The organism is Chitinophagales bacterium, from assembly GCA_041392475.1.
GTDB lineage: Bacteria > Bacteroidota > Bacteroidia > Chitinophagales > UBA2359 > JAUHXA01.
Genome location: JAWKLZ010000002.1, coordinates 807820 through 834582, shown reverse-complemented (window position 1 = coordinate 834582; position 26763 = coordinate 807820). Strand labels below are relative to the sequence as shown.

The window sequence follows — 26763 nt, the reverse complement described above, 5'->3', positions numbered from 1 at the left end:
AGAAAAAATATAAATTCCCATGAAAAACTTACTATTTGAGTTTTTCGTGTATTTCCCAAACTTTTAATTTTTAAATACCATGAAGAAAATTACCTTGTTTTTAGCCATTGTAGGTATGTTGTCTATGTTTTTAACCACTGAATTATCCGCTCAGCTATTAGTGAAGTTCGATGGGATTGATGGAGAAGCAACAGTCCAAGGACATGAAAAGTGGACTGACTTTAGCAGCATTCAATTTGGGGTTGCAAGACAAGGAAGTGTGAATACAGGTGGTGTTAGACAACGCTCTGCTGCTCATATGACGGAAGTAAACCTTACTAAAATGTTTGACAAATCTTCTATTAAGTTGTTGGAAGCTACGACTATTGGGCAAATTTTTAAAAAAGTGGAGATTCACTTGATGAAAAATGGTGGAAATGGAAAAGGAATGTTTATATACCTCACTATCACGCTTGAAAATGCCGCTATCACCAACTATAGTATTAGTAGTGGAGGTCAACGCCCAGAGGAGAATGTGGTAGTTCAATTTGAAAAAATAAACTTCGAACATACGCTTTCAGATGGTTCAAAGATTCCATTTAAGTGGGATTTACAATCAGGTAGTAAATAATGCTACGGCTTCAAACGAAGAAAAATGCCCGTTTACAATTCGTAAACGGACATTTTTTTTGATGAAGGTTATTGGCTATTGTCTAGCAAAGACTGTGGTAATTCCCACTCTTCCAATTTGCAGTCCATCAGCAAGCAGCTTGGATTTTTCTACTCTTTTTTGAGCTTTCTCCAAAAAGCCAACCCCTAAAAGATATATTTTTTTTGGACTTCAAGCATAAATCGCTGTATAATATTTCTCTACAATTTGCTGCAAGCCTTCTTGACCAAAGTTTCCATCGTTCCTTTTCGAGCAAATTTGAACTCAATGAGGTAAGGTTTGTCGTCAACCTCCAATACGCCATCTATTCGACCTTCCATCTTCCCAAAAAACTAAACTCCAATTCCACCATTGACAACCTACCTCCAAGTTTAACCCGTCTATCGTTCACCGTCAAACATTCCAAACCCACCTCCACCAGGGGTTTCCATCACCACCACATCATCTACTTCCAAATCACAGCCATCCACCGAGTCCAATTCCACAATGTCGCCATTTTTCCGAATCACATATTGCAGCCCAACAGCACCGTTTTCACCACCCTGCAAACCATAAGGTGAAGACTTCCGATGTTGGGTCAAAACCGATAAAGCCACCGGCGCAAGGAATCGAATTTGGCGAATCACTCCATCACCTCCACCATACAAGCCCTTTCCGCCCGAACCCTTACGAATCGCAAAATGCTCCAAACGAACAGGATAGCGGTGTTCCATGATTTCGGGGTCGGTAATGCGGGTATTCGTCATGTGCGTATGTACCGCCGAAGCCCCTTCAAAACCATCAACCGCCCCACTACCTCCACAAATCGTTTCGTAATACCCAAACGACTCATTCCCAAACAACAAATTGTTCATCGTACCTTGACTACAAGCCGCCAAGCCAAAGGCTTTCAGTAGCGTATCAGTCAAGCGTTGACTCACCTCTGTATTGCCGCCCACCACCGCAGGACAGCTTTTTGGATTTTCCGAAAAAGTGGGATTCAGCAGACAATTTTCGGGAAGATGCACTTCAATGTCGCTCATAATCCCCTCATTCAGAGGTAAATCTTCTCGAATCAACAAGCGCAAAACATACATCAAAGCACTGTTCACAATCGCAGGATTGGCATTCAAATTGCCCGCTTGCACCTTTCCAGTTCCCGAAAAATCTATGTGGTGTTTGTCCGATTTGTCTTCCTTCAAGGTGATTTTCACTGCAATCGCTGCACCATCGTCCAAATATTCCACTGCTTCATAAACGCCACTTCCATAAGCTGCAAGCGCATTTTGAGTCACCTGTCGAGCGTGATTTTTCAACTCTTCCATAAAAAACGCCACCTCATCTGCGCCAAACTTTTCCTCCAATTCTTGCAATGCCTGAATCCCTCTCTGATTCGCTGCCAAAGCCGCCCGTAAATCCGCCATATTCTCGTCAATTGCTCGGCTCGGATAAGTCGCACCTCCCAATATATTTCGAATCTCTGCCCACTTTGCAGTCCATTTTTTCACCAAATAAGTCGGCTCAATAACGACCCCTTCTTCCCCCAAAGTCCTCGCATCAGGTGGCATAGAACCTGGTCGAGTTCCTCCAATTTCGGCATGATGCGCCCGATTCGCTACATAACCCAACAAGCCTTTCCCTTTTGTCGAAAACACAGGACTAACCAACGTTACATCAGGCAAATGCGAACCTCCAAAAGCTGGGTGATTCGTCACAACTGTATCACCCTCTTCCATTTCCATAAACGGAACCAAAGACCGTACACAAATCCCCAAACTTCCCAAATGCACAGGAATATGCGGCGCATTGACCACCAAAAATCCTTCCTGGTCCAACAATGCACACGAAAAATCCAGCCGTTCTTTCACATTCACCGACATCGCAGTGCGCTGCAACATTGCCCCCATTTCGTTTGCAATCGCTTTGAAGCGGTTGGTGAAAAGTTCCAATTTTAGGCTTTTGTTTGTGTTGAAGTGTTGGAGTATTGAGGAGTTAAAGTTTTTAGATGCTTGAGTATGTAGGTATTCAGATGTAATAGATTCCTCCGAACCCCCAAATTCCTGTTGCCGTCCATCGTAAGTAAGAACTCCAGTCTTTGAAGTCTCCACTTGAAAGGTCCAATAAGGAGGAATCAACAGCGTGCTGTGGTCATACAAAACCAAAGCCGTCCCTTCAATTTTTGCATGAGGTGGTAATTCATTGAAGTGAAAAATAGATGTTTCTACCCATTCACCATTGAAGCAAACCTTCTTGGTGTTCATTTTTTTGTAGTCATCCTCCAAAATAGTCTTTTCCTCCACGAGAAGTTCCTTCTTTGAAGATAAAACTTCATTGTAATATTCCTGTTTTGGAGGGAACAAAAAGGAGGTCGCAATCACCCGCACCGACTCCACTTCAATAGCCACATTTTTCTTCTCCACCCAATGCCCATATACCTGCCGATATTTCTCTTCAAAAGCCCTTTGAAGCTCTTGCAAAACATTTTTCTCTTCCTTCAATCCGTTCTCAACCAACATCTTCCCATCAATCTCTAAAGTGCTTTCCTGTCCTTTCAATCGCAAATACAACAAACATTGCCGCACTTCCGCATCCAAACCTTCTTCCTTCAAAACTCCCATTGCATCCTCACCCAATTCCTTCAACACATTTTTCATTTTCCCTGCAAAATTCTCCAAAGACTGCAAAATCTGCTTTTCTACAAAACGCTCAATTGCGGCCTGTCCCATGCCATAAGCACTCAAAATTCCTGCTTGATGTGGTACAATGACCGTCTCCATCTCCAACAATTCCGCCAATTCACATGCGTGTTGACCACCCGCCCCACCAAAAGCAACCAGTGCATATTCTTTGGCATCGTAGCCTTTTTGCACCGAAATTTTACGAATTGCATCTGCCATCTTTTCATTGGCAATAGTGGTGAAAGCTTGAAGAATAGCTGTTTTTGAAGGTTTTGCACCTTGTTTTTTTGCAATCGCTTCTTGTATTTGCTGCAATTGGCGTTCAGCCGCTTCGATTTGTATAGGAATACCAAAAGCATTTTCATCCAATCTTCCCAAAAGCAAATTGACATCGGTAATCGTCAAAGCTCCACCCGAACCATAACAAGCTGGACCTGGGTTTGCGCCTCCACTTTCAGGGCCTACCTTCAATCGAAAGCCATCAAAACTGCAAATCGAACCGCCTCCTGCAGCTACTGTTTCGATTGCCAAAGCGGGGGCGAACAGGTGAGCATCCCCTACTTTTTGCTCAAATTGGTAGTCATATTGCCCATTGAAGCGGGCAACATCTGTGCTTGTTCCGCCCATATCGAAGGTAATCAACTGGTCAAAACCTACTGATTGTCCGATTTTTGTAGCACCTACTACGCCTCCCGCTGGGCCACTTAGTAAGCTGTCTTTTGGGGTGAATTGTTGGGATTTGACGAGGCCGCCTGCGCTTGTCATGATATGCAGATTGGAAACTACTGAAGTCTCTGAGACTTCGGTAGTTTGCGTAATGAGAGGTTTTTGTACTTTCTCCAAATATCGCTGAATAATGGGTTCTAAATAGGCATTGACGACTGCCGTTGAAGCACGGGGAACGATTTTTATCAATGGTGATAATTTGGAGGAATAGGAAATGTTTTGGAAACCTTGGTGACGGAGATATTCGGCTAATTGAAGTTCGTGAAGGGGATTTTTGTAGCTGTGTAATAAGGCAATGGCAACGGAGTCAATTCCTTGTTTTTGAAGGTCGTTTATCTTTCCTTCAATGGAAGACAAGTCAATGGACTGTAAAATACTGCCATTGGCTGCCAATCTTTCGGGTACTTCAATGACGGTATTGTAGAGTTGGGTAGCTTTTTGAATGTGAAGGGCGAATAGGTCTGGGCGTTGTTGATTGCCGATTTCGAGGAGGTCTGCAAAACCTTTTGTGGTGAAAAGAGCCACTTTCGCGCCTGTTCGCTCTAAGAGGGCGTTTGTGCCTTTGGTCGAGCCTAAGCGCATTTGAATGGGAGGTAAGGATTGAAGTAAGGGGGTTTGTGTGACCAATCTTGCTGCTAAAATCGGTGCTTCTTCGGGGCTTTGTAGCTCAAAATTTTGACCGATTGAAGCGGTGATGTTTTGGGAAACTTGAAGCGTGTTTTCATTGGCATTGAAGTGGGTAACAATAGACGTTTTGTGTTCTTTTTGCAGCAATTGAAAACCATATCTTTCGAGCAATTGTGGATGTTTGATTTCCCAAGTATGGGCAATTTTGAAGGTATTGGGTGAGATTTGCGCCACTATTTTTGCACGAAGTCGGCTGCTGCTCAATACTTTTGCTGTATGTTGCTGTCTATCGGGCGAAATGGCCAAGCAGTCGGTGAAAGTCCCGCCTGTGTCTATCCAAATTTGCCAAATAACGTTGTTGGTTTTTATTGAAGAAGTCAAAGTGGTAAGTTTTATTTTTTGAAGGGATTCAGTACCTAAACAAAAATATTCGACACTTCTTTAGCTTGAATAATTCATTCGTTTTTGAGAGAATTGAAAATCAATTATTTAACGTAATCTGGATTTTGGACGAAAGACATAAGTAGAAAGACAAAAGAAGTAAATGTTTGGTTATGAGTAAATTGCATCTTTAATTCAACTTTTCTTAATTCCTTTGCTGTCAATAATTTAAAATCTTTTGTCTTTAATCTTTCATCTAAAGTCTAAACGTAATATTGCTTTGAAAAAAAATGAAATTGAAAAATTGACTTTCGGTAACTTGTGAAGTTTATGGATTATTCAGGCTAAATGCAACCAATGAAAACCCTCTATTTTCTCCCTATCGTCGTCATTTCACTACTCATTGCAGTAGGAATCCACTATTCTGAATACGAATTCATTTTGTATGAAGAATGACTTCCAGACAGGGCATAAAAAAACCTCACAATGTTGATTATGGTGAGGTCTTATTGAAATGAAACAATAAAAAAATCGCTTTAGGGGTACAAACACGTTGAGAATTTAGGCAATATAAAATCTCCTTGTTTTTTTGATTGTAAGGATAGTTGAAGGTTTTGTTTTTTGATTCAACAAAATTTCAATTTAAAACTACGGACACAAAAATACATAGTAAATCCAAATACCTCAATCAATACATCGTGAACAGGAATTTTTAGGGTGTGAATAGAGATAACATGAGTACGAAAGTGATATGTTAGTTAAGTCGGCAAGTAGGAAGAACTCAAAGAACAAAAAAATACAACTTAAACAATAAAAGCAAATAACATACTCAAAAAACCTACCAAATAACCATTGTACACCTCTCGTAAGTCATGGGCATCCAACCACATACGACAAGTCCCCACCAATCCTGCAACGAAAATGGAAGCAAACAAAAACATACTCACATCTTTTGCTGCAATGTTGACAGAAAAAAGAACAATTGCAAATAGTCCGCCCATTCCAATGGCATGTAAACTGATTTTAGAAAAAATAGATGTAACTACCAATGCAATTGAAATAGAGATAGTTGCGCCCAACATCACATCACTCAAGATTTCGTTGTAGTCAGACTTGAGAAAAACAATGAAAGTCCACCAGAGAAAGAAAGAGGTAGGAATAAACACCAAAATGCGGTTTTTGCGGTCACGCATTTCGTAGCTGTCAATAAAATCCAGCAAGCGCATCAAAACCACTACGAAGAGGGGATAAAGAATCGAGTACAAAACAGCAGTGCGTATAATAAAAAAGGCATCATATGAATCCATCTGCCCAAATTCGTAGGGATTGCACCACACCAAAAACAGAATGGCATAGGTAGGTACAAAAATGGGGTGAAATACAAGTGAAATAAACTGAGCGAATACTTTCATCAATAATGTTTTATTTTTTATTCCGCTGCCGCCACTTTTGCAGTAGCAGAGGCCAAAAAGCAGTTGCGCCTGAAAACATTAACAACCGAAAACCCCAAGAACTGCCTTTTACCGAAGCATCTACTTTCTCCATCCCTTTGACCAAAAATAGAAGTGCAAACAAAAAACCTGCACCAAAATAGACATAAAGTAGATAGACAAAAAAAGTTGCTATGGTTTCCATGAATTGGGGAAATGATTGTAATCTGTAAAATTAGAACATTTGCACCAATTGATACAAACCTAAGATAAAAAATATCAGTGCCAATATGCGATTGGTCATAGACGAAATTTTTGCCATTCGCTTGACTACCAAACTACTCAATTTAGCAAAAACAACAAATAAACTAAATGCACCCAACGCAATACCTATGCAAAAATATAATAATGGGATTTTCTCGGAAGACAGCCAACCCGTTGAACCAAAATAAGTAGCATAGAAAACCCAATAAGGAATGGCCAACATATTTAGACTGCTAATAAAAAGTCCTTTGTGAAAAGGAGAGAGGCTTTTTTCAGAACTTTTCACCGTTGATTCTTTGTGAGATTGAAGGTAGTGGAAAATCGCCAACCCAAAAAAAATGGGAATGGCAAGCCAATGAATCACCTCTTCAATATGGGGGTTGTCAATAAAAATATGGGTGAAAAGCACTGCAATAATAGATTGGAAAAACTCTATTATTGCAGCACCTGCGCCCAATATGATTCCTGCTCGCAATCCTTTTTGAATAGTCGTATCAACCACTGTTAGGTTGATCATACCAAAAGGAATTGAGCCAATAAAACTAAATACAAAGCCCAACAAAAAATGTGTGATATAGGGCATTAATTTCCGCCTCTTCTTCTGTCTTTCAAGCTACGACTTTCACCAGTATTAGGAACAACTGTTCCATCTCCAGAACCAGATGGAGTAGTCGTGTTACCGTTTCTTCTATCCTTCAAATCCCGATCGTTGCCAGTATTCGGAGTAACTGTACCCGATTTAGGAGGGGTAGGAGTAGGTTTTGGTTTAGTTGTACCAGAATTGGTTTTGCCCGAACCTGTTGAAGTCATTGCAGCTTGTACAGAATCGACTTTCGACTTGATCATTTCTTCTACCGAAGCATCACACTCCTCCATCAATTGGGCTTTCAAGTCTGCTATTTGTGCATTTGCCAAAGAATCCACCATTCTTTCTTGCTCTGCTTTCATGGATTCTAATTTGGCATTGTCACAGCTGTTGAGTCCCCAAACCGCAATTATAGCCATTAAAAATAAACTAAGTTGTTTCATTTTTTATATTTTTAAGTATAACAATATTAAATACTAAAGTGGTGAATTTTCAAGAAAATCCAATTTGATTTTGATTTTCACCACCAATTTGATTTTCATTATAGAAATTGGCTTAATGCCTTTCAGTCAAATATATCACTTTTTGTTTGATTTGAAAAGAAACCCTATTTTTGAACCAAATAATTTTCACACATAACCATGAATACAGTCATCACAGGAGCTACCAAAGGAATAGGAAAAGCCATCGCAATCGCTTTCGCCAAAGAAGGGTACAATTTGTTTTTGTGCGCTCGAACTCAGCAAGATTTGGAGGCCCTTCAATCAGAAATTTCGGACAGTCATCCATCCATAAAAGTACACATCATGGCAGTCGACATGAGCATCCGACAAGCCGTCATTGCCTTTGCAGAAACTATTCAATCGACTTGGAATCAAATAGATATACTCGTCAACAATGCAGGTGTATGGATGCCCGATACTTTATTGAAGCAAGAACAAGAAGGAGTATTGGAAAAGCTGATAGAAACCAATTTATACAGTGCCTATTATTTGACCCAACATTTACTCCTTTCAATGGTAGCCCATAAAAAAGGACACATCTTCAATATCTGCTCCGTTGCCAGCCTTCAATATTACTCCAACAGTGCTTCTTACAGCATCTCCAAATTTGCCCTTTTGGGCTACACCAAAGCCCTGCGAGAAGAACTCAAACCATACAACATCAAAGTAACCGCTGTATTGCCGGGAGCTACCCGCACCAATGCCTGGGAAGGAGTAGAGGTTGCAGATTCCCGATTGATGCAGTCCGAAGACATAGCCAAAGCAATTGTAGGAGTTCTGCAGTTGAGCGAAACTACCGTAGTAGAGGAAATATTGATGCGTCCGCAGTTGGGAGATTTGTAATTTTATGAAAAAAGATAAACATAGTAGCTAATTTTGGTTTTACAAGATAAGCAAATGCTTCAACCACCAAGACATCAAAATAGTAATCCAATATGAAACGTGAAGAATATCTCAGCATTGAAGTCACAAACGGCGTAGCCACTCTTTGGTTGGACCAAAAAGACAGCCCTGTAAACAAAGTATCTCCCGAAACCATCGGATTGTTCGACACCTTGATTGCAGAATTAGAAGCCGATGAAGCGGTGAAAGCCATTGTATTGATCAGCCGCAAAAAAGATTTCATTGCAGGAGCCGACATCGAATCTTTTCAAGCAGTAGAAAAAAAAGGCGACTTTGCGCCCATTACCCGCAAAGGCCATGCAATATTGAACCGAATCGAAAATTCTTCAAAACCCGTTGTAGCAGCCATTCACGGTTCAGCATTGGGTGCAGGATTGGAAATCTGTTTAGCTTGTCATGCACGAATTGCCTCCAACGACAAAAGCACCAAATTGGGACTACCTGAAGTCCAACTCGGCATTTTTCCAGGAGGAGGTGGCACACAGCGACTCCCCCGATTGATAGATCTTCGCATTGCATTAGACATGATGCTCACAGGCAAAAACATTTATGCCAGCAAAGCCAAAAAAATAGGATTGGTGGACGAACTCGTACATCCGCACAAACTCCACAAGGCAGCCTGTGAATTTGCGCTGAAATTGGTCGGCAAAAAAATCAAACGCAAACTGAAAGGTGGCTTGGCGGAGTGGGCTTTGAACAAAAATCCGATAGGCAGGCGCATTGTATTGCAGCAAGCACGTCAAATCGCTTTGAAGCAAAGCCGAGGCAATTACCCCGCTATTCCCGCTATTTTAGACTGTGTGGAAACGGGCTTCAAAAAAGGTATTGAAGCGGGATTAGAGGCGGAAGCGGTCAAATTTGAAGAAATGATTTTGACCCCACAAAGCCGACAACTCATCCACCTCTTTTTTGCGATGACTGCCAAAAAGAAAAACCCCATGAAAGACTTAGTTCGCCCTATTCAAACGCTCGGAATGTTGGGTGCAGGGTTTATGGGTGCAGGTATTGCAGAAGTGAGCGCAGTAAAAAACATCAACGTTCTCCTCAAAGACATCAAAGAGGAAACGTTGACCTCCGCCAACCAAACCATCTGGAAAAACATAGAGAAAAAAGTATTTCAAAAATCGCTCTCCAAAGTGGAGGCAAACGAAATCATGGCAAATGTGCGAGGGCAATTGACCTACGAAAACTTTGAGACGGCAGATATGGTTATTGAAGCCGTTTTTGAAGATTTAACATTGAAGCAACAAATCTTAGCGGATACCGAAGCAGCCACCAAAGATGATTGTATTTTTGCTTCCAACACTTCTGCCTTACCAATTCACCAAATTGCAGCCAAAGCCAAACGCCCCGAAATGGTGATTGGAATGCACTATTTTTCACCTGTTCCGAAAATGCCCCTCCTCGAAATCATCAAAACCGAACAAACGGCGGATTGGGTAATCGCAACGTGTTTGGAATTGGGTATTAGGCAGGGAAAAACCTGCATTGTGGTCAAAGATGGGCCTGGATTTTACACGACCCGCATTCTTTCACCGATGATGAACGAGGCCTTATTGCTCATTGAAGAAGGCGCAGAAATCAAAAATTTGGATAATCAACTGCAAGATTTTGGCTTTCCTGTTGGCCCAGTCACACTCATGGATGAAGTTGGTATTGATGTGGGCGCACATATACAATCTGGTGCTTTGGGTGATTTTTTCAAAGAACGTGGAGAAGACAACATTCAATTGAGCGATGGCTTCAAACGTATGGCTGCTGTGGGCTATAAAGGACGTAAAAATGGTAAAGGATTTTACCAATACGATCCTAAAACGGGTAGAAAAACGGGGGAGGTCAATGCTGAGAGCTACAACTACTTCAATGGCCCTCAACGCAAACCGTTTCCTGCTGTCGAACTCCAACACCGTACTGCTTTGATGATGGTCAATGAGGCGGTTTACTGCCTGCAAGAGGGTATTATTGACAGCCCTTTGGATGGTGATATTGGAGCGGTGTTTGGCTTGGGATTTCCTCCATTTAGGGGAGGTCCTTTCCGAATGATTGATGAATGGAGTCCAATGGAGGTTGTTCGTTTACTCCAAAATCTGGCGGAGAAACATGGTGGAAGGTTTACACCTGCGCCTTTGTTGGTGGAGATGGCGGAGGAAGGGAGGTTGTTTTATTGAGGCATTTCCACCGACAAAACCGTCCCAACCCCCAACTCACTCTTCAATTCCATTTTCCCTTTCAGCAGTTTCACTCGCTCGCTAATGCCTAGTAAACCAAAGCCTTGCGTTGCAGTAGCCGTTTCAAATCCTCTGCCATCGTCTTCGACCTGCAAAACCACAGAATCCGTTTGATACTTCAATTGCAGGGTTAAGTTGTTGGCAGCAGCGTGTTTGACCACATTTTGTACTGCCTCTTGTGCAATGCGGTACAAGGTCATTTCAGTGCGAAGCGGCAATTTTTGGTAAGTGCCTAAAGGTTGAAAATGCGTTTGTAAACCGTGGTTGGTTTTGATTTCATTGCAGAAGTTTTCCAATGCCTCTAAAAGCGTACAATCTTGCAGGGGCGTGGCTCGAAGGTCTAAAACCGAACGGCGGGCTTCTTCAAGATTCGATTGGGTCAGTTGCAAACTTTGACGCACCAATTCGGGGATTTTGGGATGCTGCGTATTCACTTCCAAAAAAGCTTCAATGGTTTCCAACTTCAAAGAAAGGGCGGTCAAACCCTGTGCAATCGTGTCGTGAATTTCACGCGCCAAGCGGTTGCGCTCCTGCATGATGCCCAACTGACGGCTGTTTTCAAACAATCTCGCCCTTTCAATCGCAATACTCAACATATCACCAATCGTATGCAAAAGCTCCAATGTTTGAGGGGCTAATTCTTGGGAGTTTTCACTGACTACATTCAAAATCCCAATCTTTTGCTGTTCATGTGATTGCAAAGGCACACTCGCATGATAGCGTAAACCGTCTGTACCTTTTTGAAGGTTTTGTAGCCGAGAGCAGGTGATTTCGCTGATGTTGTAGGCAGTTTTCAACTCCTTACCTGTACCTGTCAAGTATTTTTCGATACACCAACACCAACCTGTCAACAGTTCGGGCTGTTGCTCAAAAATAGGCGGCAGGTGAATCGCCGCCGCCATATATGCCATTTGTGTGTCGGAATTGAAGAGCCAAATCCACGCCGTTTTTAGTTGCAATAGCTTGGTTATCTGCTGTAATGCGGCATTGAGAGCTTTTTCGAGATGCACCTCTTTATTCAGACCTTGTGCAATCGTGTTGAGGATGGTAAGGGCTTGATTTTGTTGTTGAAGTTTTTCGAGATTTGCCATCATTTCTCACCCTGTACTTCTCAATGCTCCTGCAATGGCATTGACGGTCAACAACAATTCTTGCAATTTTTGATTCGACTGCTCAGATTCTTTCTCCATCAAACGCCATTCTCTCAATAAATCTATCTGTGTATAATGCAAATCATTCAAAGCCTCTGCCCGCAAGATATTGGAATAATGATGCGCCTCTCGCCTTTTAGCAAGTGGTTTTTCAAAAATTTCTTTCAGGATGCTTCGAGTTTGCTCCAATTCCGTCATGATGATAGCCATTAGGTTTTCTCGAATATCTGTATCATGAACCAACTCTGCATACAACCGCATGATGCGCTCATCTGTTGCTGCCAAACTTGTATCAATATTGAGTAGCACATACTTCATCAGCGTATCTTCTTGTGCTGCCGCTTTGAGTTTTGCAAACTGGTTGGGATGCACTTCCTTCAATTTATGTAGCGTAGAACCTACTCCATACCAACTTGTTAGATTGAATCGAGCTTGCGCCCAACTAAATACCCAAGGAATCGCCCGCAAAGCGTCCAAGCTGCGCTGCCCTTTTCGGCGAGCAGGACGAGAACCGATTTTGCTCGACTCAATCACATCTATAGGTGTGACTTGACTGTAAAATGGGATAAAATCGGGATGCTCCATCAATGCACGGTATTTTTTGAAGCTTTCGTCTGCCAAAAACTGCCATATTTCGTCTAAATCCTCAAATTTCTTTACGGTAAATTCATGTAGAATAGACTGTCTTGCAGTATTTGCCAAGAGCAATTCTAAATTGTAGGTAGCGTTGATTTTGTTCGCATATTTTTGCGAAATGGTTTCTCCTTGTTCGGTCAAGCGCATATCGTATTGCACTGATCCCCATGGCAGTGTTTTGATGAACCACTGCGTCGGGCCTGCTCCTCGGCTAATTGTTCCACCTTTGCCGTGAAAAAACCGCACTTTTACCCCATGTTTTCTGCCTGTTTCTGCCAAGCGTCTTTCGCCATCAAACAAATTCCACTGACTCGCTAAAATTCCTCCGTCTTTGTTGCTGTCGCTGTATCCAATCATTACTTGCTGAATCATTTCCGATTCTCCGCTCAATTGTTGTTGATACGCCAAACTTCGCTTTGTGAAAGGGTGGTTCAAAAAAGCATCCAAAACCTTATGGCTTACTCTCAGATCTTCAATGGTTTCAAACAAGGGTACAACAGGCAAAATACACACCAAACCCACCTCAGTTTGTTTGATTAAACCCGCTTCTCGTGCCAACAAATAAACCGTGAGTAAGTCGGACAAAGAACGGGTCATACTTATGATTAATGCGCCCAATGCTTGAGTACCATAGTTACCAATATGCTCTGCCAATACTTTGTAGCAACTTCTCACTGCATGAGCCTCGTCTTGAAGTTTGGTATTGGGGTGGGTAAATGGACGTGCAGAGTTGAGTTCGCCTTCAATAAATGCGAGTCGCTTTTCTTCGCTCCAATTCGCAAAGTCAATATCACCTTTTGTATTAGCTGCCTGCAATAGCTGAGTAATGGCTTTGTCGTGAAAAGCACTGTTTTGACGAATATCCAAACGAATTAAATGGAAACCAAAAGTCTGTACAATTCTAATAGCCTCATTCACATCCGTATAAGCAATGTTTTTTGCTTTGTAAGCTACCAATGCCTCTTGAAGGAGATACAAATCAGTCAGCAATTCGGCAGCTGTTTTGTAGCTCGTTTTCGTTTCCTTCAATTCTGTGATGTGTTCTCGTTGGACATCCACAGGTAGTTTGTAGGTGATGAGATTTGCAAATTGTCTAAACGCTTCCCCTTTGTTTCGATCAAAAGCTAATTGTCCGTCCTCCCCTAATTCGTTAATTATTTCTTCAATTCGGCTTTGCATTGCAGGGATAGTATCTTCCAATAAACAAGCAAAACTGAGTCGCTTGATAAGTTTCATGAGTTCTCGGCGAATGATGACCACTGAATTTAAACGCAATGTTTTCAGAGTTTTGCGAGTCGTTTCATCGGTTACAAAAGGATGTCCATCTCTGTCTCCTCCTACCCAATTTCCGAAAGAAACCCGTGGCATTTTGATGGCTTCTTGAATCAATTTTGGATCTAAACCTACTCGTCTCCATGCTTGCACCAAGCGTTGGTCCAATATTGGAATCACCGTTGGCAAAACATTCATCACATAATGCAAAATACTGCGGAGTTCAGAATCAATGTCAGGCTTCTCCACAAAAATTTCTCCTGTTCGCCAAAGTCGGTCAATCACCAATTTTATTTCTCGCTTGATGTCTTCCTGTTCTATCTTAGAGTACATGGTATTTTCTCGCTTCACAATCAGTTTGTAAAGCTCTCGATGGTGTTCTAGAACCGTAGCTCGCTTTGCTTCGGTAGGGTGTGCGGTGAAAACGGGTTCCGCCCTTACTTTGTGTAAATGCGCTGCAATTTGTTCACCACTGACTCCTTTTTCCAAAAGCGTTTCCAAGCACTTAGCCCACAAGCCATTGATGCGTGCTTTACCTTCGTCTAAAGCTTGATTCTCTAGATTCCGTCTTCCCTGAACAGCCCAATTTTCTTCAGACATATTCAATAGCTGAAATGCAATCGAATAAATTTGAAGTAATTCTTCGTCTATTTTCCGAACTGGTTTGTCTTCTACTTTATTGATCCATGGAACAGCCTTGGCTAAATCTGTTCGACCATTCTCCTGCAAGACTTCTTTGAAACAGTTTAGTAAAACTTCTAAATCGGTATATGCTTCACCCAGTATCGCTTGAGTTTCTTTGAGTAGGCTCATATTTATTTTTTAAAATTCAATTAATATCTTTTTGCAAATTTGGAATAGCCAAAATACTGTTTAATTCCGAGAATACAAATTTTAGATTAGTTGAAAGGGAGGTTGGAAAATAATTATGAGATGAACGAGAATTTTATTATTTTCGTTTACTAACTAAAAACGGATAAATGACAACTACATACAAAACAATTGGTGTGATGTCAGGAAGTTCATTGGATGGCGTGGATTTGGCATACTGTCATTTTGAAGAAGAAAATGGTCAATGGAAATTTGACATATTGCAAGCAGAAACCATTCCTTTTCCTCCAAAATGGGAACTCAGACTGAGCAAATTGGTGATGCAAAATGCGGTAACTTTTATCAAAACCCATACTTTCCTCGGGCATTATTTGGGAGATATGATCAACGATTTTATCAATCGCCACCATTTACAGAGTGAAGTGGACTTCATTGCTTCTCATGGACATACGGTTTTTCACGACCCCAAAAATCTTTTCACAAGTCAGATTGGTGATGGGGCTGCAATATCTGCCAAAACGAGATTGCCTGTTGTCTGTGATTTTAGAACTTGTGATGTGGCATTGGAGGGAGAAGGTGCGCCGATTGTGCCGATTGGCGATATTCATCTTTTTGGAGGACATCGTTTTTGCCTCAATTTGGGAGGCATTGCCAACATTTCTTGTAAGGTGAACCCTGAAAAAATTGTTGCATATGATATATGTGGAGCGAATATGGTGTTGAATCAGTGGGCAAATGAGTTAAATGTGGACTATGACAAGGATGGTCATATTGCAGCAAGCGGAGAAATTGATCCTTATTTACTCGAAGACCTCAATCGGTCTTTGTATTACCGAAAGTCTTACCCAAAATCACTCGGCAACGATTGGGTTCGTGATGTTTTTCTACCTCTTTTCCATCGAAGTGATGCGCCTGTTGAAGATTTTTTGAGAACAGCGGTTGAGCATATTGCCATCCAAATCGCCAAGGACATCAAACACATTTATAAGCGGGAAGGCATCACACACGATAAAGATTTGCAGGACAGTATGTTGGTAACAGGTGGCGGAGCATTGAATGTTTTTTTGATGCAACGAATTGCTGACCATGCTCCTGTTGAAGTAGTGATTCCTAACAGAAAAGTGGTGGAATTTAAGGAGGCTTTGATTATGGGTTTTATTGGGGTTTTGCGAATGAGGAAGGAGGTGAATTGCCTGAGTTCGGTAACAGGAGCAAAAGCAGATACCATTGGAGGGTGCATCTACGAGGCTTTTTGATGGTTGTTGAAACCATTTTTTTAATTTTTGCATTCAATTGCTTCACTGTATTTTTAGGTTTGAACTTCAACATTGTTCTATTATAAACTTTTGCTATTTAACAATTTACTACAAGGAATACCTTTTTTGAAAGTTAAAAAGTATCTTAATTAAGGTTCGTTTATCACTACTTACTCATAGTATATTTGAAACAACACAGCTCAAAGTTTTGATATACTAATAAAATTCCTACAGTTATGAAACAAAAAATCTTTAAAGGGTTATTGGTTGCCCTTGTCTTGTTTGCAACCATTGTAATTGCTCTATTGAGTTATGTCAAATTCGTCCTCCCCAATGTTGGTCCTCCTCCCGAATTGAGCATTGAAGCCAATCCCACAAAAATTGAACGAGGCAAGTATTTAGCCCATCACGTTGCAGTCTGTATGAGTTGTCACTCGGAGCGTGATTGGAGTAAATTTGCAGGACCTACTGTTGCAGGCACTTATGGAGGTGGCGGTGAATTATTTGACATTGGTATTGGTCAATACACTGCCCGCAACATTACTCCGAAACACTTGGGAAATTGGACGGATGGTGAAATTTTTAGAGCCATTACTTGTGGTGTTACCAAAGACGGCAATGCCTTGTTTCCATTAATGCCCTACGATAATTATGGTAAAATGGACAAAGAGGATATTTATGCTATCATTGCTTACATTAAGTCGCTGCCTGCTATTAATGAAGGAATCACTACTCCTTCAACTTCCAACTTTCCCATGAATTTTATCATCAACACCATACCTCAAAAATCCGATTTTCAATCAATTCCTGACAAAACGAATGAAGTTGATTATGGTAAGTACTTGACCACAATGGCAAGTTGTGCTCACTGCCATACACCGCAAGATGAAAAAGGTGAATTTATTGAAGAATTAGAGTTTGCAGGAGGAATGGAGTTTCCCATTGAAACAGGTGGAGTTGTGCGTTCTTCCAATATTACTCCCGATAAAAAAACAGGTATTGGTACTTGGTCAAAAGATGTTTTTGTCCAACGCTTCAAATCTTTTGCAGATTCTTCCTTTACTCCAACACCCATTGCAGCGGGTGACTTCAATACGGTGATGCCATGGACTGAATATGCAGGGATGGAAATAGAAGATTTGGAAGCAATTTACACATATTTGCAGAGTCTCAAGCCTGTCGAACACACCGTCTCTCGTTTTGACAAACAACCTATTGCAGATATTGGCGAATAGAAGTAGGGCAATAAATTTTTAACATTAAAATATATTTTACCATTTTAATATATAAATATCAATTATTTTTATCTTTTTTATTTTAAAATATTTTACAGATGAAAACAAAAATCTTACAGCCGATTTTTAACATGCTGCTCACTACCATCATCAGTTTAGCAGCTTTTCAAATCACACTCGCTCAAGACAATGTGAGTATTTATGCTACCGACTTTATTGGCCCTGTCGGCTTATCTGTCGATGGCAGTGGCAACCTCTATGTCAATGAAGTGGGTACAGGCAACAATGATGGAAAAATCACTTTGTTGACACCTACTGGCGAAAGACACACCATGATTGGTGGATTGCCCAGCGAATTTAGCGAAGAATCTGGCGAAACATTGGGGGCTTGGAGAAGCATTCTCACCCCCGATGGAAAAGCATTTGTATTGCAAGGAGAAGGACTGGGCAACAATGAGTTGGCCGAATCCATTCTCACTTTCGACATCACAGGATATGTAGCTGGTGGCACACCGCTTGGCATTGCAGACGTAGAATCAGTCTTTAATATTGGTGATTTCACCATTGCTCAAGGTGCAACAAACAGCAATCCTTACAGCTTTGTCATTGCTCCAAACGGAGATATGTTCATTGTAGATGCAGGAGGCAATTCAGTTCTCCACCGAAATGCAATGACCGATGAACTAAGCGTATTTGCGACATTCGACCCAATACCCAACCCGCTTCCCTTCGGCCCTCCTGTTTCGGATGCTGTTCCCACCAAAATTTTGCCAAAACCTGATGGCAGCGGCTTCTATGTATGTCATTTGCGAGGCTTCCCTTTCTTACCAGGCACTGCCAACGTCTATGAAGTGGACATGGCGGGTGATCTAAGTATTTGGCAATCAGGGTTTACTTCATTGGTCGACATGGCAATAGACCCAAGAGATGGAAATTTGGTTGTCTTGGAGTTCAGCGAATTTTCTTTAGATACAACGCCTCCAAACTTTTTGCCCGCTACGGGTCGAGCAATCAAATTACACACAGATGGAAGCCGTGAAATCATGGCTGAAGGCTTGAATTTTACGGCAGGAATGGCTTTTGATGCTGATGGAAATTTGTATATTTCTTCCATTTTTACAGGCGTAATTTACAAAGTTGCAGCACCCGCCCCAAAAATCCCTGATGTGTATGCGGTTGGCTTCAATGGTCCTGTTGGAATTGTAGCCGATGGCAGTGGCAATTTGTGGGTAAACGAAGTGGGTACGGGCAGCAACGACGGAAAGTTGGTGGCATTGACTCCAAATTTTCAAAAACACGATGTCATCTCAGGTTTGCCCAGTGAGTTTAATGCAGAAAATGGAGAAACAGTTGGTGCTTGGCGAACGGTTTTCACCAATGATGGAAAAGTGATTGTAGTACAAGGCGAAGGCTTAGGCAGCAGCAATTTATCTGAGTCTTTGCTGACTTTTGATATTAGCGGTTATACGATTGGAGATATGGCGATGACGACTGCCGACTTGGAGGCAACCTACAATATTGGCGATTATTCTATTGCACAAGGAGCAATCAATAGCAATCCTTACAGCATGGCAATGGATGCGGTGGGCAATATGTTTGTGGTAGATGCAGGTGGCAATACGATTGTTCGGCGTGATGCAGCCACAGGTCAATTGAGCATATTTGCGACTTTTGCGCCCATCCCAAATCCTCTGCCTTTCGGCCCTCCTGTTTCCGATGCTGTTCCCACCAAAATTTTGGCAAAACCTGATGGAAGTGGTTTTTATGTTTGTCATTTGCGGGGCTTCCCTTTCTTGCCAGGCACTGCCAATGTCTATGAAGTGGACATGTCGGGCAATGTGAGTGTATTCCAAAGCGGCTTTACTTCACTGACTGACATGGCTTTTGACCCCACAGATGGCAATTTAGTGGTATTGGAGTTCAGTGCATTTTCTTTGGAAACCACACCTCCAAACTTTACACCTGAAACTGGTCGAGCGATTAAGATTCATGCAGATGGTTCGAGAGAAATCATTGCAGAAGGCATGAATTTCACCGCAGGAATGGGCTATGCTCCCAATGGCGACCTATATATTACCTCTATTTTTACGGGCGTAATTTACAAAGTCCCTGCTGCACAAGCCGTTGAAATTGTAATTGCTCACCAAAGAATTTGCGATGTTCCCTCTCAAGGACAATCACAAGTAACGGGTATTGTGACAGGCGGTGTTGCACCTTATCAAGTAAGTGGCAACTTCAATGGCGAAGTAGGAGAAAATGCACCTTTTATATTTATTTTGGACGACAATGATAACAGCTATCAAATTACAGTAGTTGATGCCTTGGGCAATGAAAATGAGGTGATTGTGACAGGCTTGATTCCTTGTACCAAACTTCCTATTGAGTTTTTGTCTTTTGAAGGGGAGGTAAAAATGGAAGGAAACTTACTGCAATGGGCGACTGCTTCGGAGACAAACAATGATTTTTTCACGCTCAGTTATTCTGCTGATGGTCAAAACTTTGTTCCGCTTCAACAAATAGCAGGCAATGGTTCGACCTTCGATGTTCATCGCTATGAATTTTTACACCGCAATGCTCCAAAAGGTACGGTTTACTACCAATTGAGCCAAACTGATTTGGATGGTACTACCAAAATATTGGGAGTAGTGAGTCTGCAAAGGGGTGAATCAAGTATTGCAGCCATTGAAGTTTATCCAACAGCCACCAACGCTTATTTGAATGTTTCTTTCGGCTTTGCGAATGCTTCAACCGAAATCATTGTAAGTATGTACGATGTATCGGGACGGGTGGTGAAAAGTCAGACTTTGGATAAGGGTGTCACACAACTCCAATTGGATGTGAGCAACTTACTATCAGGCACTTATATCCTAAAAATGAACAATAGTTTTGAGGTTTTAACAGCAAAATTTATTAAGCTGTAGGATACGGTTACAGTGCCAACAGTTTGCCTTTGGGTGGACTGTTGGTGGCTGTAATCTTTTTTCATTTGAAGGAAAGGTTTTTATTTTTCTATAAAACAAATTACTCACTAACAACAAGTTAATTGGATTCTGAAGTTGAAGTTACTTTCATTTCTTCCTTGCCACAAAATAATGGTCTGCCCAAGTGTAGGTGTTTTTTTCGATTACCTCCAATACTTCAAAACCTGCTATGGTGAGCAGCAATTTGAGTTCGTCTTGAGTGAAAGCCCTAACCGTAGCAAAGTCATTCCCGATTGCTTCAAATTGTCCTTCGTTTTCTGCAAAATAAGTCGAATGCCAATCCCAAGTCCAGCCTGTTTGCAAATTGGGAGTTGAGTAGCTGATACGTTTGTATTTGCCTACCTTCAATTCCTTTTCGCTTTCGTCAAAATCTTCAAATAGTAAAGTTGCATCAATAGCATCAAAAACTAATAAACCGTTTTCTGCCAAGCAATTGCGTATTGCTTCAAAAGCCTGAAGGATGTCTTTGTTGGTGGATAAATAGCTGATGGTGCGCCCAGTTATCAAGGCTGCTTCAAATAAGGAAGGAGAGGAGAAAGTGCACATGTCACTTTGCAGAAAATGATGTCTGGGTAATGATATTGCTGCAATGTCCAACATTTCTTGATTCAAATCAACACCCAAATAGTCAAAATTTGCAGCCAAAAAACGCTTTGCCAAATTGCCTGTTCCACATCCAAATTCTACGACTTTTTTCGCTTCAAATCGTTCTAATACAGAATGGTAAAAACCAAATTCTTCGTCGTAATCAAAGAGGTTTTGGTACATTTCGTGGTAAACCTGCGATAATTCTTGGTATAGGTTCATTATTTGGCTTTTAATTTTGATAAATGGTTGGTTTTGCTGCAATTTTTTCCCTTCTATACACTTCCAATCTATTCCTCATTTCAATGACATCTTCAATCATCTCAAAAGTTGGGTGAAACCTTTCTTTGCCTGTGGCAAAATCATAGGTACGAAAATAAAAATCTTTGTTCGACATAAAATAAATTACACCTCTTTTCTCTTTGTATTCGACGTAAGTTATTTGGTCAATATCTGCAAAATCAATAAAATGAATATTTGTTCCGCCCAATCCCCACAATTTGAAGAATACACCATTCTTATTAAAAGCATATTCTGTATTCTTCTTTCGAATATATTTAAAAATATCAGGAAGAGTTGTCGCAATTGTTGTAATGAAAATAGCTAAACCGAAACCTAACCAATTGGCAGTCATATAAAACATATAAATCAATACTACTGCAATGGCAGAAATAAGACCCAAGAAACTTTGAAGTCCTGGCTCATAGTGCGTTTTTCCATCGTCAGCAAAAATTGTAAATCCAAATTTGAAGATAGGACTGCTCCTCCATTCCATCTTTTCGGTTTCCCATAAATGGTTGATGGTTTTTTGGGGCAGGAATCTTATGAGTTTTTTTTGAGTAGTCATATTTTGATAGGTACTTTAGTTTTCTATAAATAGAAAAACCTATCAATAGCATTAATTAGTTCCCCACAATTGCTTTCTATTCAGTTAAAAAATAAAATTATAGATTACTTCTCCAGCAGTAATTTATAATCCTCAATACTTCTCCTCACTATTTCCTTTGCCACGACTGCATCCTGAAAATCTTCCACTTCTACCGTTTTGTTTTCCAGCTTTTTATAATCTTCAAAGAAATTGCGGAGTTCCTTGAAGAAATGCGTGGGCAGTTCCGAAATATCGTTGATGTGACTCACACTCATGTCGTTTTCTGCAACAGCAATGATTTTGTCGTCCAATTCACCACCATCCAACATCCGCATTACGCCAATCACCTTTGCCGAAACAATGCAAAGCGGGACAATAGTTATTTGCGACAAAATCACAATGTCGAGAGGGTCTTTGTCATCGCAGTAGGTTTGGGGTATAAAACCATAATTGGCTGGGTAATACATAGATGAATACAATACTCTGTCGAGTTTCAATAAGCCACTCTCTTTATCGAGTTCGTATTTAGCTCTTGTATTTTGCGGGATTTCGATGATGCCATTTACTACATCTGGTGCATGGTTGCCAATCTTTACTTTATGCCATGGGTTGTTTAAATCTGCTTTCATATATTTGATTTACTGATTAAAATGAATAAAGAAAAAATGATTTTTCCTTTGGTCGCAAAAAATGCTAGTGAACGAAATATCGGAAAAAACCTTTCAATAGGTAGTAAACCGCATATACGGGAATCGCCCCCAAAACAACCATGGCAAAGAAATCTTCCCAAAATGGTTCGGTATTATTGAGGTCAAAAATAGCGACGACCATAATGATTGCTATCAAATCCAAAAACAACACAGACAAACCTCTATTCAGGTCTTTATTGAAGAATTTATCGCTGAGTTTTTTTGAATCGAACTGAGCTGCATCTCTATCTTCGACATTTGAAGTAGGAGTTATTTCGTTTTTTTTGTCCAAACGGTGCTTGATAAAAATTCCGAGTATGGAAAAAATACCCCCAATAAGTGCATTGATAAGAATAGCATCCATAATATATCAATTGTTTTGTGATAACCTAATAAAGCAATAACAAACCTATAAAGTTCCCCATAACTATGAGTACATACACTTGATAAACTGTCGTCTTTTTACATTTTTATGCTTTGTTCGTCTAAACCAATCCACTCTATCAAGCATTTAATTACAAAGAAAGCCCAATTTCACGTAAACAAAAAGAATTATTTTTGAATTTCAATAACAAACCCATGAAAAAAACAATGCTCTTTTCAAGCATCCTAATATTGAGCCTATTCTTATTTTCCTGCAATAAGTCCATTGATGCATCGGATGCAAAAGCGGATGCAATGAAAGTGGTCGAATCTCTAAAAGATGCTCCACAAGCAGAACCCAAGACAACAATGGCTGCAAATGAAACTGCAAGTGATCTGGAGGAAGAAACAGAAAGAAAACAAACACAAGAAGATGGACAGATAATCGAACTAGAGAATGTGAAAACTACTTATGAATCTGAACAAAACAACTTCAATACTCCAATAAGTAAAGTCGAGGAAAACCAACCGATAAAACCCAAAGAAGAAACCAAAAAGCCAACTGATGCTAATGTACTTGCTGAAAACACAACATCATCAAAATCAAGTGAACAAGCGAATGTTTCAAAACCCAGTGTTGTAGAAACCAAAAATCAGAGCGAAAAACCTGAAAAAGAAGAAGATATCCCAACCAATGCCTTGAACCAATTCTTTGAAACCGCCAATCAGTTCTTAAATCAATCTGTATCCAATGGCTTGGTTGGCTATTCAAGTCTTAAAAAATCTACCATTCTAAATGAATTGGTTGAACAAATTGCAAGTGCAGACCTAAATGATGTAGGTAGTGCCGAAAAACAAGCTTTTTACATCAATGCCTACAATATCTTGGTGATAAAATCCATTTTAGAAAACAATATTCCTTCATCACCATTGGATGTATTGGGATTTTTTGATGCAAAAAAACATAAAGTAGCTGGTCAAACGATGACCTTAGACGAATTGGAAAAAGGGAGACTATTTGGTTTGAAGAAAGATCCACGTTTTCATTTTGTAGCTGTATGTGGCGCAAAAGGTTGTCCGCAAATAGAACCTTTTGCCTACACACCTTCAAAACTTAATGCACAACTCAATCGCCAAACCCAAAAAGCCCTCAATGACCCCAATTTTACGAGGGTAAACGATGCGGAGAACAAGGTCGAATTGTCAGAAATATTCAAATGGTATGGATCAGATTTTACACAAGACGGTAAATCGGTGATAGAATTCATCAACGAATACCGAAACCAAGCGATTCCAACCGACTATGCCGTAGATTATTATCCCTACGATTGGAAAGTGAATAAACGGTAAAATGACCAAAAACACTGTGAGGATACTTTGATTATCAATTATGTATATAAAAGAACGACCGAATTTCACTCATTTTTATTTTCATTGCATCAGGCATTAGGTAAAAACAAGAAGTTGGTGTATCTTTGCAGCCATTTTGTAGTATTTCTTATTACTCAATTATTAAACAAATTTTGATATGATTATCATTGAAGTGAAAGATAGCGAAACGATTGACAAAGCATTGCGTCGTTACAAAAAGAAAGGACAGAAAACAGGTATTTTGAGCGAATTGCGAAGAAGAAAAGATTACACAAAGCCTTCAGTTGAAAGACGTAAGGAAATCATGAAAGCCGCATATATTCAGAAAAAATACGGAAATAACTAGTTTCTGGTTGGTAGAAATCAAACTTGGTAAAATAAAAAACCGATATTCGCTTTTATCCAAAAACGAATATCGGAATATGCCAAATTTAATAATGTTTTTAAGATGTAAAAGAGTAGGATAATCAGTTGCTTACCCAACTTTTACTATCCTTTGTTGAGTTGTTTGTGTAGAAAAGTAGTGATGAGTGCAATCAAAGCTCCTGCAACCGCACCAGTTATGAGTTGATCTACATAACTGCCTTGAAGAACAGCAGCAATTACCGCATAAAAAATTGCTCCAATAATAGCACTTGCTAAATAATAATTGAGCGGCAAGGTTTGAGTACCTGCAAATCCAATCAAGCCACCTAAAACGGCAACAATAATCAAGTAGGTAGCATTGAACCCACCGGATTCCAGCACAAAAGTGCCGAGTAAGCCAAACAAAATACCTGCAACAATTCCGATAATAATTCGCTTGTCCATAATAAATACAATTTTTAGTGAGTAAAAAATGGTGAATGTTTGTTTAGAACAAGCTAAATATAGGAAAGAAAAAGAAATAAAAGAAATCTTTATAAGAATAGCCGAACACAATGTTCGGCTATTTTAGTTTACAAAAAAATAGGCTGACACCTAAAGTTGTGTTGTTGTGCCGTTTGTTCCTCCATTACGAGAAAAATAAGATGCCAGCCTCCCAGCCAAATCTATGAATTTAATTATTTTTTAAAAATGCCTTGATTCGATTTCCCTTCAATAAGACAACTGTAAGTCAACCAAAACTAACCCATCGAATGAAGTGCCACTTTATTTCCTTCTGTATCTTTGACGAAAGCACAAAAACCAATACCTTCTCCTATGTGCTTTTTGGGTTGTAAAATCTGACCGCCAGCCGCTTCTACTCGATTGAGAGAAGTTGTCAAATCCCCTTCAATGTAAAAATAAACTGTTGTACCACTTTCGCTCGGTAGTTGGTCTGCAACTTGTACCAAAGCACCTGATACCACACCTTGTTTTGAAGGGAAAAAACCCATCTGTGAGCCATTCATTTCGTTAATACCTATTTCGCAAGCCAAAACCTCGCTATAAAATTTTGCAGCTCTTTGAATGTTGGTAGTAGGAATTTCAAACCAACTAATGATGTATTCCATAGATTGAAGGTTTTGAGTGATTATTGTTTCTGCTGGCAAATTTACAATATTTTTAGTTATTTGCCAAAATTATTGTAAAAAACGATAAAATATTTAGCTGTGCCAGAACGACAATAATCTTCACACCCTTTCCGTCACACCATCTCTCAACCCCTCAGCCGCTCAAAAGCCTCTCTCACATAAACCGTATCATAAATTATGGTGAGCTTAGAGATTTTTTTTTGGTTGTCAAATTCAAAAATATCCACTGCTTCAAAGGTGACAGGTTGCTCATCTTCCAAAGTCCAACGGTAACGAAAATGAGCTGATGCTGAACCAGGCTGTGCGCCTTTGAAGATTTGGAGTAGGGTAATCAGAGATTGAGCTGTATCTTCAAAAAGTTGCTCGTAAAAATCATTGGCCTTCATTCGGCCATAAAGTGGAGATATTACAATGGCATTATCTGCAAACAATTGAAGTACTCCATATTCATCGCCTCTTTCTAAGGCGTGCAAATAACTTTGTATGGTTTCGCTGATGGTCATAAGGCTGAGGAATTAAAATAAATGTAAAAACAAAACACGGTTCTTTTTAGAGTCGTTCACATTGCAGGTTTTTGATTGTTGGTTTAGCAATTCTACAATCAAAGGTAATTACCAAACAAGACAATGGTTTAAAATTACTACTTTTGTATCAAACACAAAACATCAACAACATGAAACAAAATTGGTACAAAATCACCATCGCCAGTCAGAACCAACAAACTCCCATAATTTACTACGGGTCATCTACTTACAGCGAGCAGGAAATCTGTGAACTTTTGATGCAACAACGCCCCATCCTCCTCGAAAACCTGCAATACGTCACCCAAGATGGAGACTTTGAAGAATGGGACGATGAGGACGATGTAGAATATGGACGCATTTACATCCAAAGTCAATATGTGCAATCCTTCACCCCATTGAAGCGAAAACCCTCAGGTAGTTGGTTTGGAAAGGTCAAAAAATGGATACGCTAATACGTTTTAACACAAATTAACCCCATCATTTATTACTCCAAACCCATTACCTAAACCAAAGCAAGCGTTTTTTCTTAACTTTACCCCTTAAAATAGAGC

At 40.2% G+C, this 26763-nt stretch carries 23 protein-coding genes; 9 read left to right on the top strand and 14 right to left on the bottom strand.

Going from position 1 to position 26763, the window contains the following annotated elements:
• Positions 1-79: 79 nt before the first annotated feature.
• Positions 80-610, top strand: coding sequence for a type VI secretion system tube protein Hcp (locus R3E32_16790; protein MEZ4886395.1), 531 nt, complete (start codon positions 80-82; stop codon positions 608-610).
• Positions 611-1029: 419 nt separating this feature from the next.
• Here R3E32_16790 and R3E32_16785 read toward each other — a convergent pair whose 3' ends face one another.
• The 5 genes from R3E32_16785 to R3E32_16765 form a co-directional block, all read right to left on the bottom strand.
• Positions 1030-5040 (bottom strand): hydantoinase B/oxoprolinase family protein, encoded by a 4011-nt coding sequence (locus R3E32_16785; protein ID MEZ4886394.1) that lies wholly within the window; start codon positions 5038-5040, stop codon positions 1030-1032.
• A gap of 803 nt (positions 5041-5843) precedes the next feature.
• Complete coding sequence (locus R3E32_16780; GenBank protein MEZ4886393.1) at positions 5844-6452, bottom strand: hypothetical protein; 609 nt, start codon at positions 6450-6452, stop codon at positions 5844-5846.
• Positions 6453-6462: 10 nt separating this feature from the next.
• Positions 6463-6675: a hypothetical protein gene (locus R3E32_16775; GenBank protein MEZ4886392.1), complete on the bottom strand. Its 213-nt coding sequence runs from the start codon at positions 6673-6675 to the stop codon at positions 6463-6465.
• Between the two features lie 30 nt (positions 6676-6705).
• Complete coding sequence (locus R3E32_16770; GenBank protein MEZ4886391.1) at positions 6706-7317, bottom strand: LysE family transporter; 612 nt, start codon at positions 7315-7317, stop codon at positions 6706-6708.
• Positions 7317-7763 (bottom strand): hypothetical protein, encoded by a 447-nt coding sequence (locus R3E32_16765; GenBank protein MEZ4886390.1) that lies wholly within the window; start codon positions 7761-7763, stop codon positions 7317-7319. Before R3E32_16765 ends, R3E32_16770 begins: the two co-directional genes overlap by 1 nt.
• A 198-nt stretch (positions 7764-7961) precedes the next feature.
• Here R3E32_16765 and R3E32_16760 point away from each other — a divergent pair, with 198 nt between their 5' ends.
• Together R3E32_16760 and R3E32_16755 are read left to right on the top strand one after the other, a co-directional pair.
• Positions 7962-8666 (top strand): SDR family oxidoreductase, encoded by a 705-nt coding sequence (locus tag R3E32_16760; protein MEZ4886389.1) that lies wholly within the window; start codon positions 7962-7964, stop codon positions 8664-8666.
• A 92-nt stretch (positions 8667-8758) separates the two neighbouring features.
• Positions 8759-10894 carry a 3-hydroxyacyl-CoA dehydrogenase NAD-binding domain-containing protein gene (locus R3E32_16755; GenBank protein MEZ4886388.1) on the top strand — a complete coding sequence of 712 codons (2136 nt, stop codon included), beginning with the start codon at positions 8759-8761 and terminating at the stop codon, positions 10892-10894.
• Here the strand turns inward: R3E32_16755 and R3E32_16750 are convergent.
• Entirely contained in the window at positions 10888-12048 is a 1161-nt protein-coding gene (locus tag R3E32_16750; GenBank protein MEZ4886387.1) for a GAF domain-containing sensor histidine kinase, read from the bottom strand. The two genes, R3E32_16755 and R3E32_16750, sit on opposite strands and share 7 nt — an antisense overlap.
• Before the next feature lie 3 nt (positions 12049-12051).
• Positions 12052-14826: a phosphoenolpyruvate carboxylase gene (locus R3E32_16745; protein MEZ4886386.1), complete on the bottom strand. Its 2775-nt coding sequence runs from the start codon at positions 14824-14826 to the stop codon at positions 12052-12054.
• Positions 14827-14993: 167 nt separating this feature from the next.
• On the opposite strand from R3E32_16745, the gene R3E32_16740 reads away from it, so the two are divergent.
• The 3 genes from R3E32_16740 (at position 14994) to R3E32_16730 (ending at position 20256) form a co-directional block, all read left to right on the top strand.
• Positions 14994-16100: an anhydro-N-acetylmuramic acid kinase gene (locus R3E32_16740; protein ID MEZ4886385.1), complete on the top strand. Its 1107-nt coding sequence runs from the start codon at positions 14994-14996 to the stop codon at positions 16098-16100.
• A 236-nt stretch (positions 16101-16336) separates the two neighbouring features.
• Positions 16337-17335 carry a cytochrome c gene (locus tag R3E32_16735; protein ID MEZ4886384.1) on the top strand — a complete coding sequence of 333 codons (999 nt, stop codon included), beginning with the start codon at positions 16337-16339 and terminating at the stop codon, positions 17333-17335.
• 98 nt (positions 17336-17433) lie between these two features.
• On the top strand, positions 17434-20256 hold the full coding sequence (locus R3E32_16730) for a ScyD/ScyE family protein (GenBank protein ID MEZ4886383.1): 2823 nt from the start codon (positions 17434-17436) through the stop codon (positions 20254-20256).
• Positions 20257-20403: 147 nt separating this feature from the next.
• On the opposite strand, the gene R3E32_16725 is transcribed toward R3E32_16730, so the two are convergent.
• The 4 genes from R3E32_16725 to R3E32_16710 all read right to left on the bottom strand — a co-directional run bounded on the left by R3E32_16725 (position 20404) and on the right by R3E32_16710 (position 22822).
• On the bottom strand, positions 20404-21123 hold the full coding sequence (locus R3E32_16725; GenBank protein ID MEZ4886382.1) for a class I SAM-dependent methyltransferase: 720 nt from the start codon (positions 21121-21123) through the stop codon (positions 20404-20406).
• Between the two features lie 10 nt (positions 21124-21133).
• Positions 21134-21748 carry a hypothetical protein gene (locus tag R3E32_16720; protein ID MEZ4886381.1) on the bottom strand — a complete coding sequence of 205 codons (615 nt, stop codon included), beginning with the start codon at positions 21746-21748 and terminating at the stop codon, positions 21134-21136.
• 104 nt (positions 21749-21852) lie between these two features.
• Positions 21853-22398: an inorganic diphosphatase gene (locus R3E32_16715; protein ID MEZ4886380.1), complete on the bottom strand. Its 546-nt coding sequence runs from the start codon at positions 22396-22398 to the stop codon at positions 21853-21855.
• A 64-nt stretch (positions 22399-22462) separates the two neighbouring features.
• Positions 22463-22822: a hypothetical protein gene (locus R3E32_16710; protein MEZ4886379.1), complete on the bottom strand. Its 360-nt coding sequence runs from the start codon at positions 22820-22822 to the stop codon at positions 22463-22465.
• 215 nt (positions 22823-23037) lie between these two features.
• Here R3E32_16710 and R3E32_16705 point away from each other — a divergent pair, with 215 nt between their 5' ends.
• The gene (locus R3E32_16705; protein ID MEZ4886378.1) at positions 23038-24171 is read left to right on the top strand and encodes a DUF547 domain-containing protein; all 1134 of its coding nucleotides are present in this window, start codon (positions 23038-23040) and stop codon (positions 24169-24171) included.
• 178 nt (positions 24172-24349) lie between these two features.
• Positions 24350-24538 (top strand): 30S ribosomal protein S21, encoded by a 189-nt coding sequence (gene rpsU, locus R3E32_16700; protein MEZ4886377.1) that lies wholly within the window; start codon positions 24350-24352, stop codon positions 24536-24538.
• A gap of 143 nt (positions 24539-24681) precedes the next feature.
• On the opposite strand, the gene R3E32_16695 is transcribed toward rpsU, so the two are convergent.
• The 3 genes from R3E32_16695 to R3E32_16685 form a co-directional block, all read right to left on the bottom strand.
• Entirely contained in the window at positions 24682-25002 is a 321-nt protein-coding gene (locus R3E32_16695; GenBank protein MEZ4886376.1) for a hypothetical protein, read from the bottom strand.
• A gap of 296 nt (positions 25003-25298) precedes the next feature.
• Positions 25299-25667, bottom strand: a complete 369-nt coding sequence (locus R3E32_16690; GenBank protein MEZ4886375.1) for a VOC family protein — start codon at positions 25665-25667, stop codon at positions 25299-25301.
• 146 nt (positions 25668-25813) lie between these two features.
• A complete protein-coding gene (locus R3E32_16685; GenBank protein ID MEZ4886374.1) occupies positions 25814-26191 on the bottom strand; it encodes a nuclear transport factor 2 family protein in 378 nt (125 codons plus the stop codon).
• 170 nt (positions 26192-26361) lie between these two features.
• Here R3E32_16685 and R3E32_16680 point away from each other — a divergent pair, with 170 nt between their 5' ends.
• Complete coding sequence (locus R3E32_16680; protein ID MEZ4886373.1) at positions 26362-26664, top strand: hypothetical protein; 303 nt, start codon at positions 26362-26364, stop codon at positions 26662-26664.
• Positions 26665-26763 lie beyond the last annotated feature (99 nt).

What these genes read in the sequence shown, in the direction of transcription:
- R3E32_16755 (MEZ4886388.1), top strand. Translation starts at nt 8,759, where the DNA reads ATGAAACGTGAAGAATATCTCAGCATTGAAGTCACAAACGGCGTAGCC.
- rpsU (MEZ4886377.1), top strand. Translation starts at nt 24,350, where the DNA reads ATGATTATCATTGAAGTGAAAGATAGCGAAACGATTGACAAAGCATTG.
- R3E32_16685 (MEZ4886374.1), bottom strand. Translation starts at nt 26,191, where the DNA reads ATGACCATCAGCGAAACCATACAAAGTTATTTGCACGCCTTAGAAAGA.
- R3E32_16740 (MEZ4886385.1), top strand. Translation starts at nt 14,994, where the DNA reads ATGACAACTACATACAAAACAATTGGTGTGATGTCAGGAAGTTCATTG.
- R3E32_16780 (MEZ4886393.1), bottom strand. Translation starts at nt 6,452, where the DNA reads ATGAAAGTATTCGCTCAGTTTATTTCACTTGTATTTCACCCCATTTTT.
- R3E32_16695 (MEZ4886376.1), bottom strand. Translation starts at nt 25,002, where the DNA reads ATGGACAAGCGAATTATTATCGGAATTGTTGCAGGTATTTTGTTTGGC.
- R3E32_16705 (MEZ4886378.1), top strand. Translation starts at nt 23,038, where the DNA reads ATGAAAAAAACAATGCTCTTTTCAAGCATCCTAATATTGAGCCTATTC.
- R3E32_16765 (MEZ4886390.1), bottom strand. Translation starts at nt 7,763, where the DNA reads ATGAAACAACTTAGTTTATTTTTAATGGCTATAATTGCGGTTTGGGGA.
- R3E32_16725 (MEZ4886382.1), bottom strand. Translation starts at nt 21,123, where the DNA reads ATGAACCTATACCAAGAATTATCGCAGGTTTACCACGAAATGTACCAA.
- R3E32_16680 (MEZ4886373.1), top strand. Translation starts at nt 26,362, where the DNA reads ATGAAACAAAATTGGTACAAAATCACCATCGCCAGTCAGAACCAACAA.
- R3E32_16770 (MEZ4886391.1), bottom strand. Translation starts at nt 7,317, where the DNA reads ATGCCCTATATCACACATTTTTTGTTGGGCTTTGTATTTAGTTTTATT.
- R3E32_16710 (MEZ4886379.1), bottom strand. Translation starts at nt 22,822, where the DNA reads ATGGATGCTATTCTTATCAATGCACTTATTGGGGGTATTTTTTCCATA.
- R3E32_16715 (MEZ4886380.1), bottom strand. Translation starts at nt 22,398, where the DNA reads ATGAAAGCAGATTTAAACAACCCATGGCATAAAGTAAAGATTGGCAAC.
- R3E32_16730 (MEZ4886383.1), top strand. Translation starts at nt 17,434, where the DNA reads ATGAAAACAAAAATCTTACAGCCGATTTTTAACATGCTGCTCACTACC.
- R3E32_16790 (MEZ4886395.1), top strand. Translation starts at nt 80, where the DNA reads ATGAAGAAAATTACCTTGTTTTTAGCCATTGTAGGTATGTTGTCTATG.
- R3E32_16750 (MEZ4886387.1), bottom strand. Translation starts at nt 12,048, where the DNA reads ATGATGGCAAATCTCGAAAAACTTCAACAACAAAATCAAGCCCTTACC.
- R3E32_16760 (MEZ4886389.1), top strand. Translation starts at nt 7,962, where the DNA reads ATGAATACAGTCATCACAGGAGCTACCAAAGGAATAGGAAAAGCCATC.
- R3E32_16735 (MEZ4886384.1), top strand. Translation starts at nt 16,337, where the DNA reads ATGAAACAAAAAATCTTTAAAGGGTTATTGGTTGCCCTTGTCTTGTTT.
- R3E32_16775 (MEZ4886392.1), bottom strand. Translation starts at nt 6,675, where the DNA reads ATGGAAACCATAGCAACTTTTTTTGTCTATCTACTTTATGTCTATTTT.
- R3E32_16745 (MEZ4886386.1), bottom strand. Translation starts at nt 14,826, where the DNA reads ATGAGCCTACTCAAAGAAACTCAAGCGATACTGGGTGAAGCATATACC.
- R3E32_16690 (MEZ4886375.1), bottom strand. Translation starts at nt 25,667, where the DNA reads ATGGAATACATCATTAGTTGGTTTGAAATTCCTACTACCAACATTCAA.
- R3E32_16720 (MEZ4886381.1), bottom strand. Translation starts at nt 21,748, where the DNA reads ATGACTACTCAAAAAAAACTCATAAGATTCCTGCCCCAAAAAACCATC.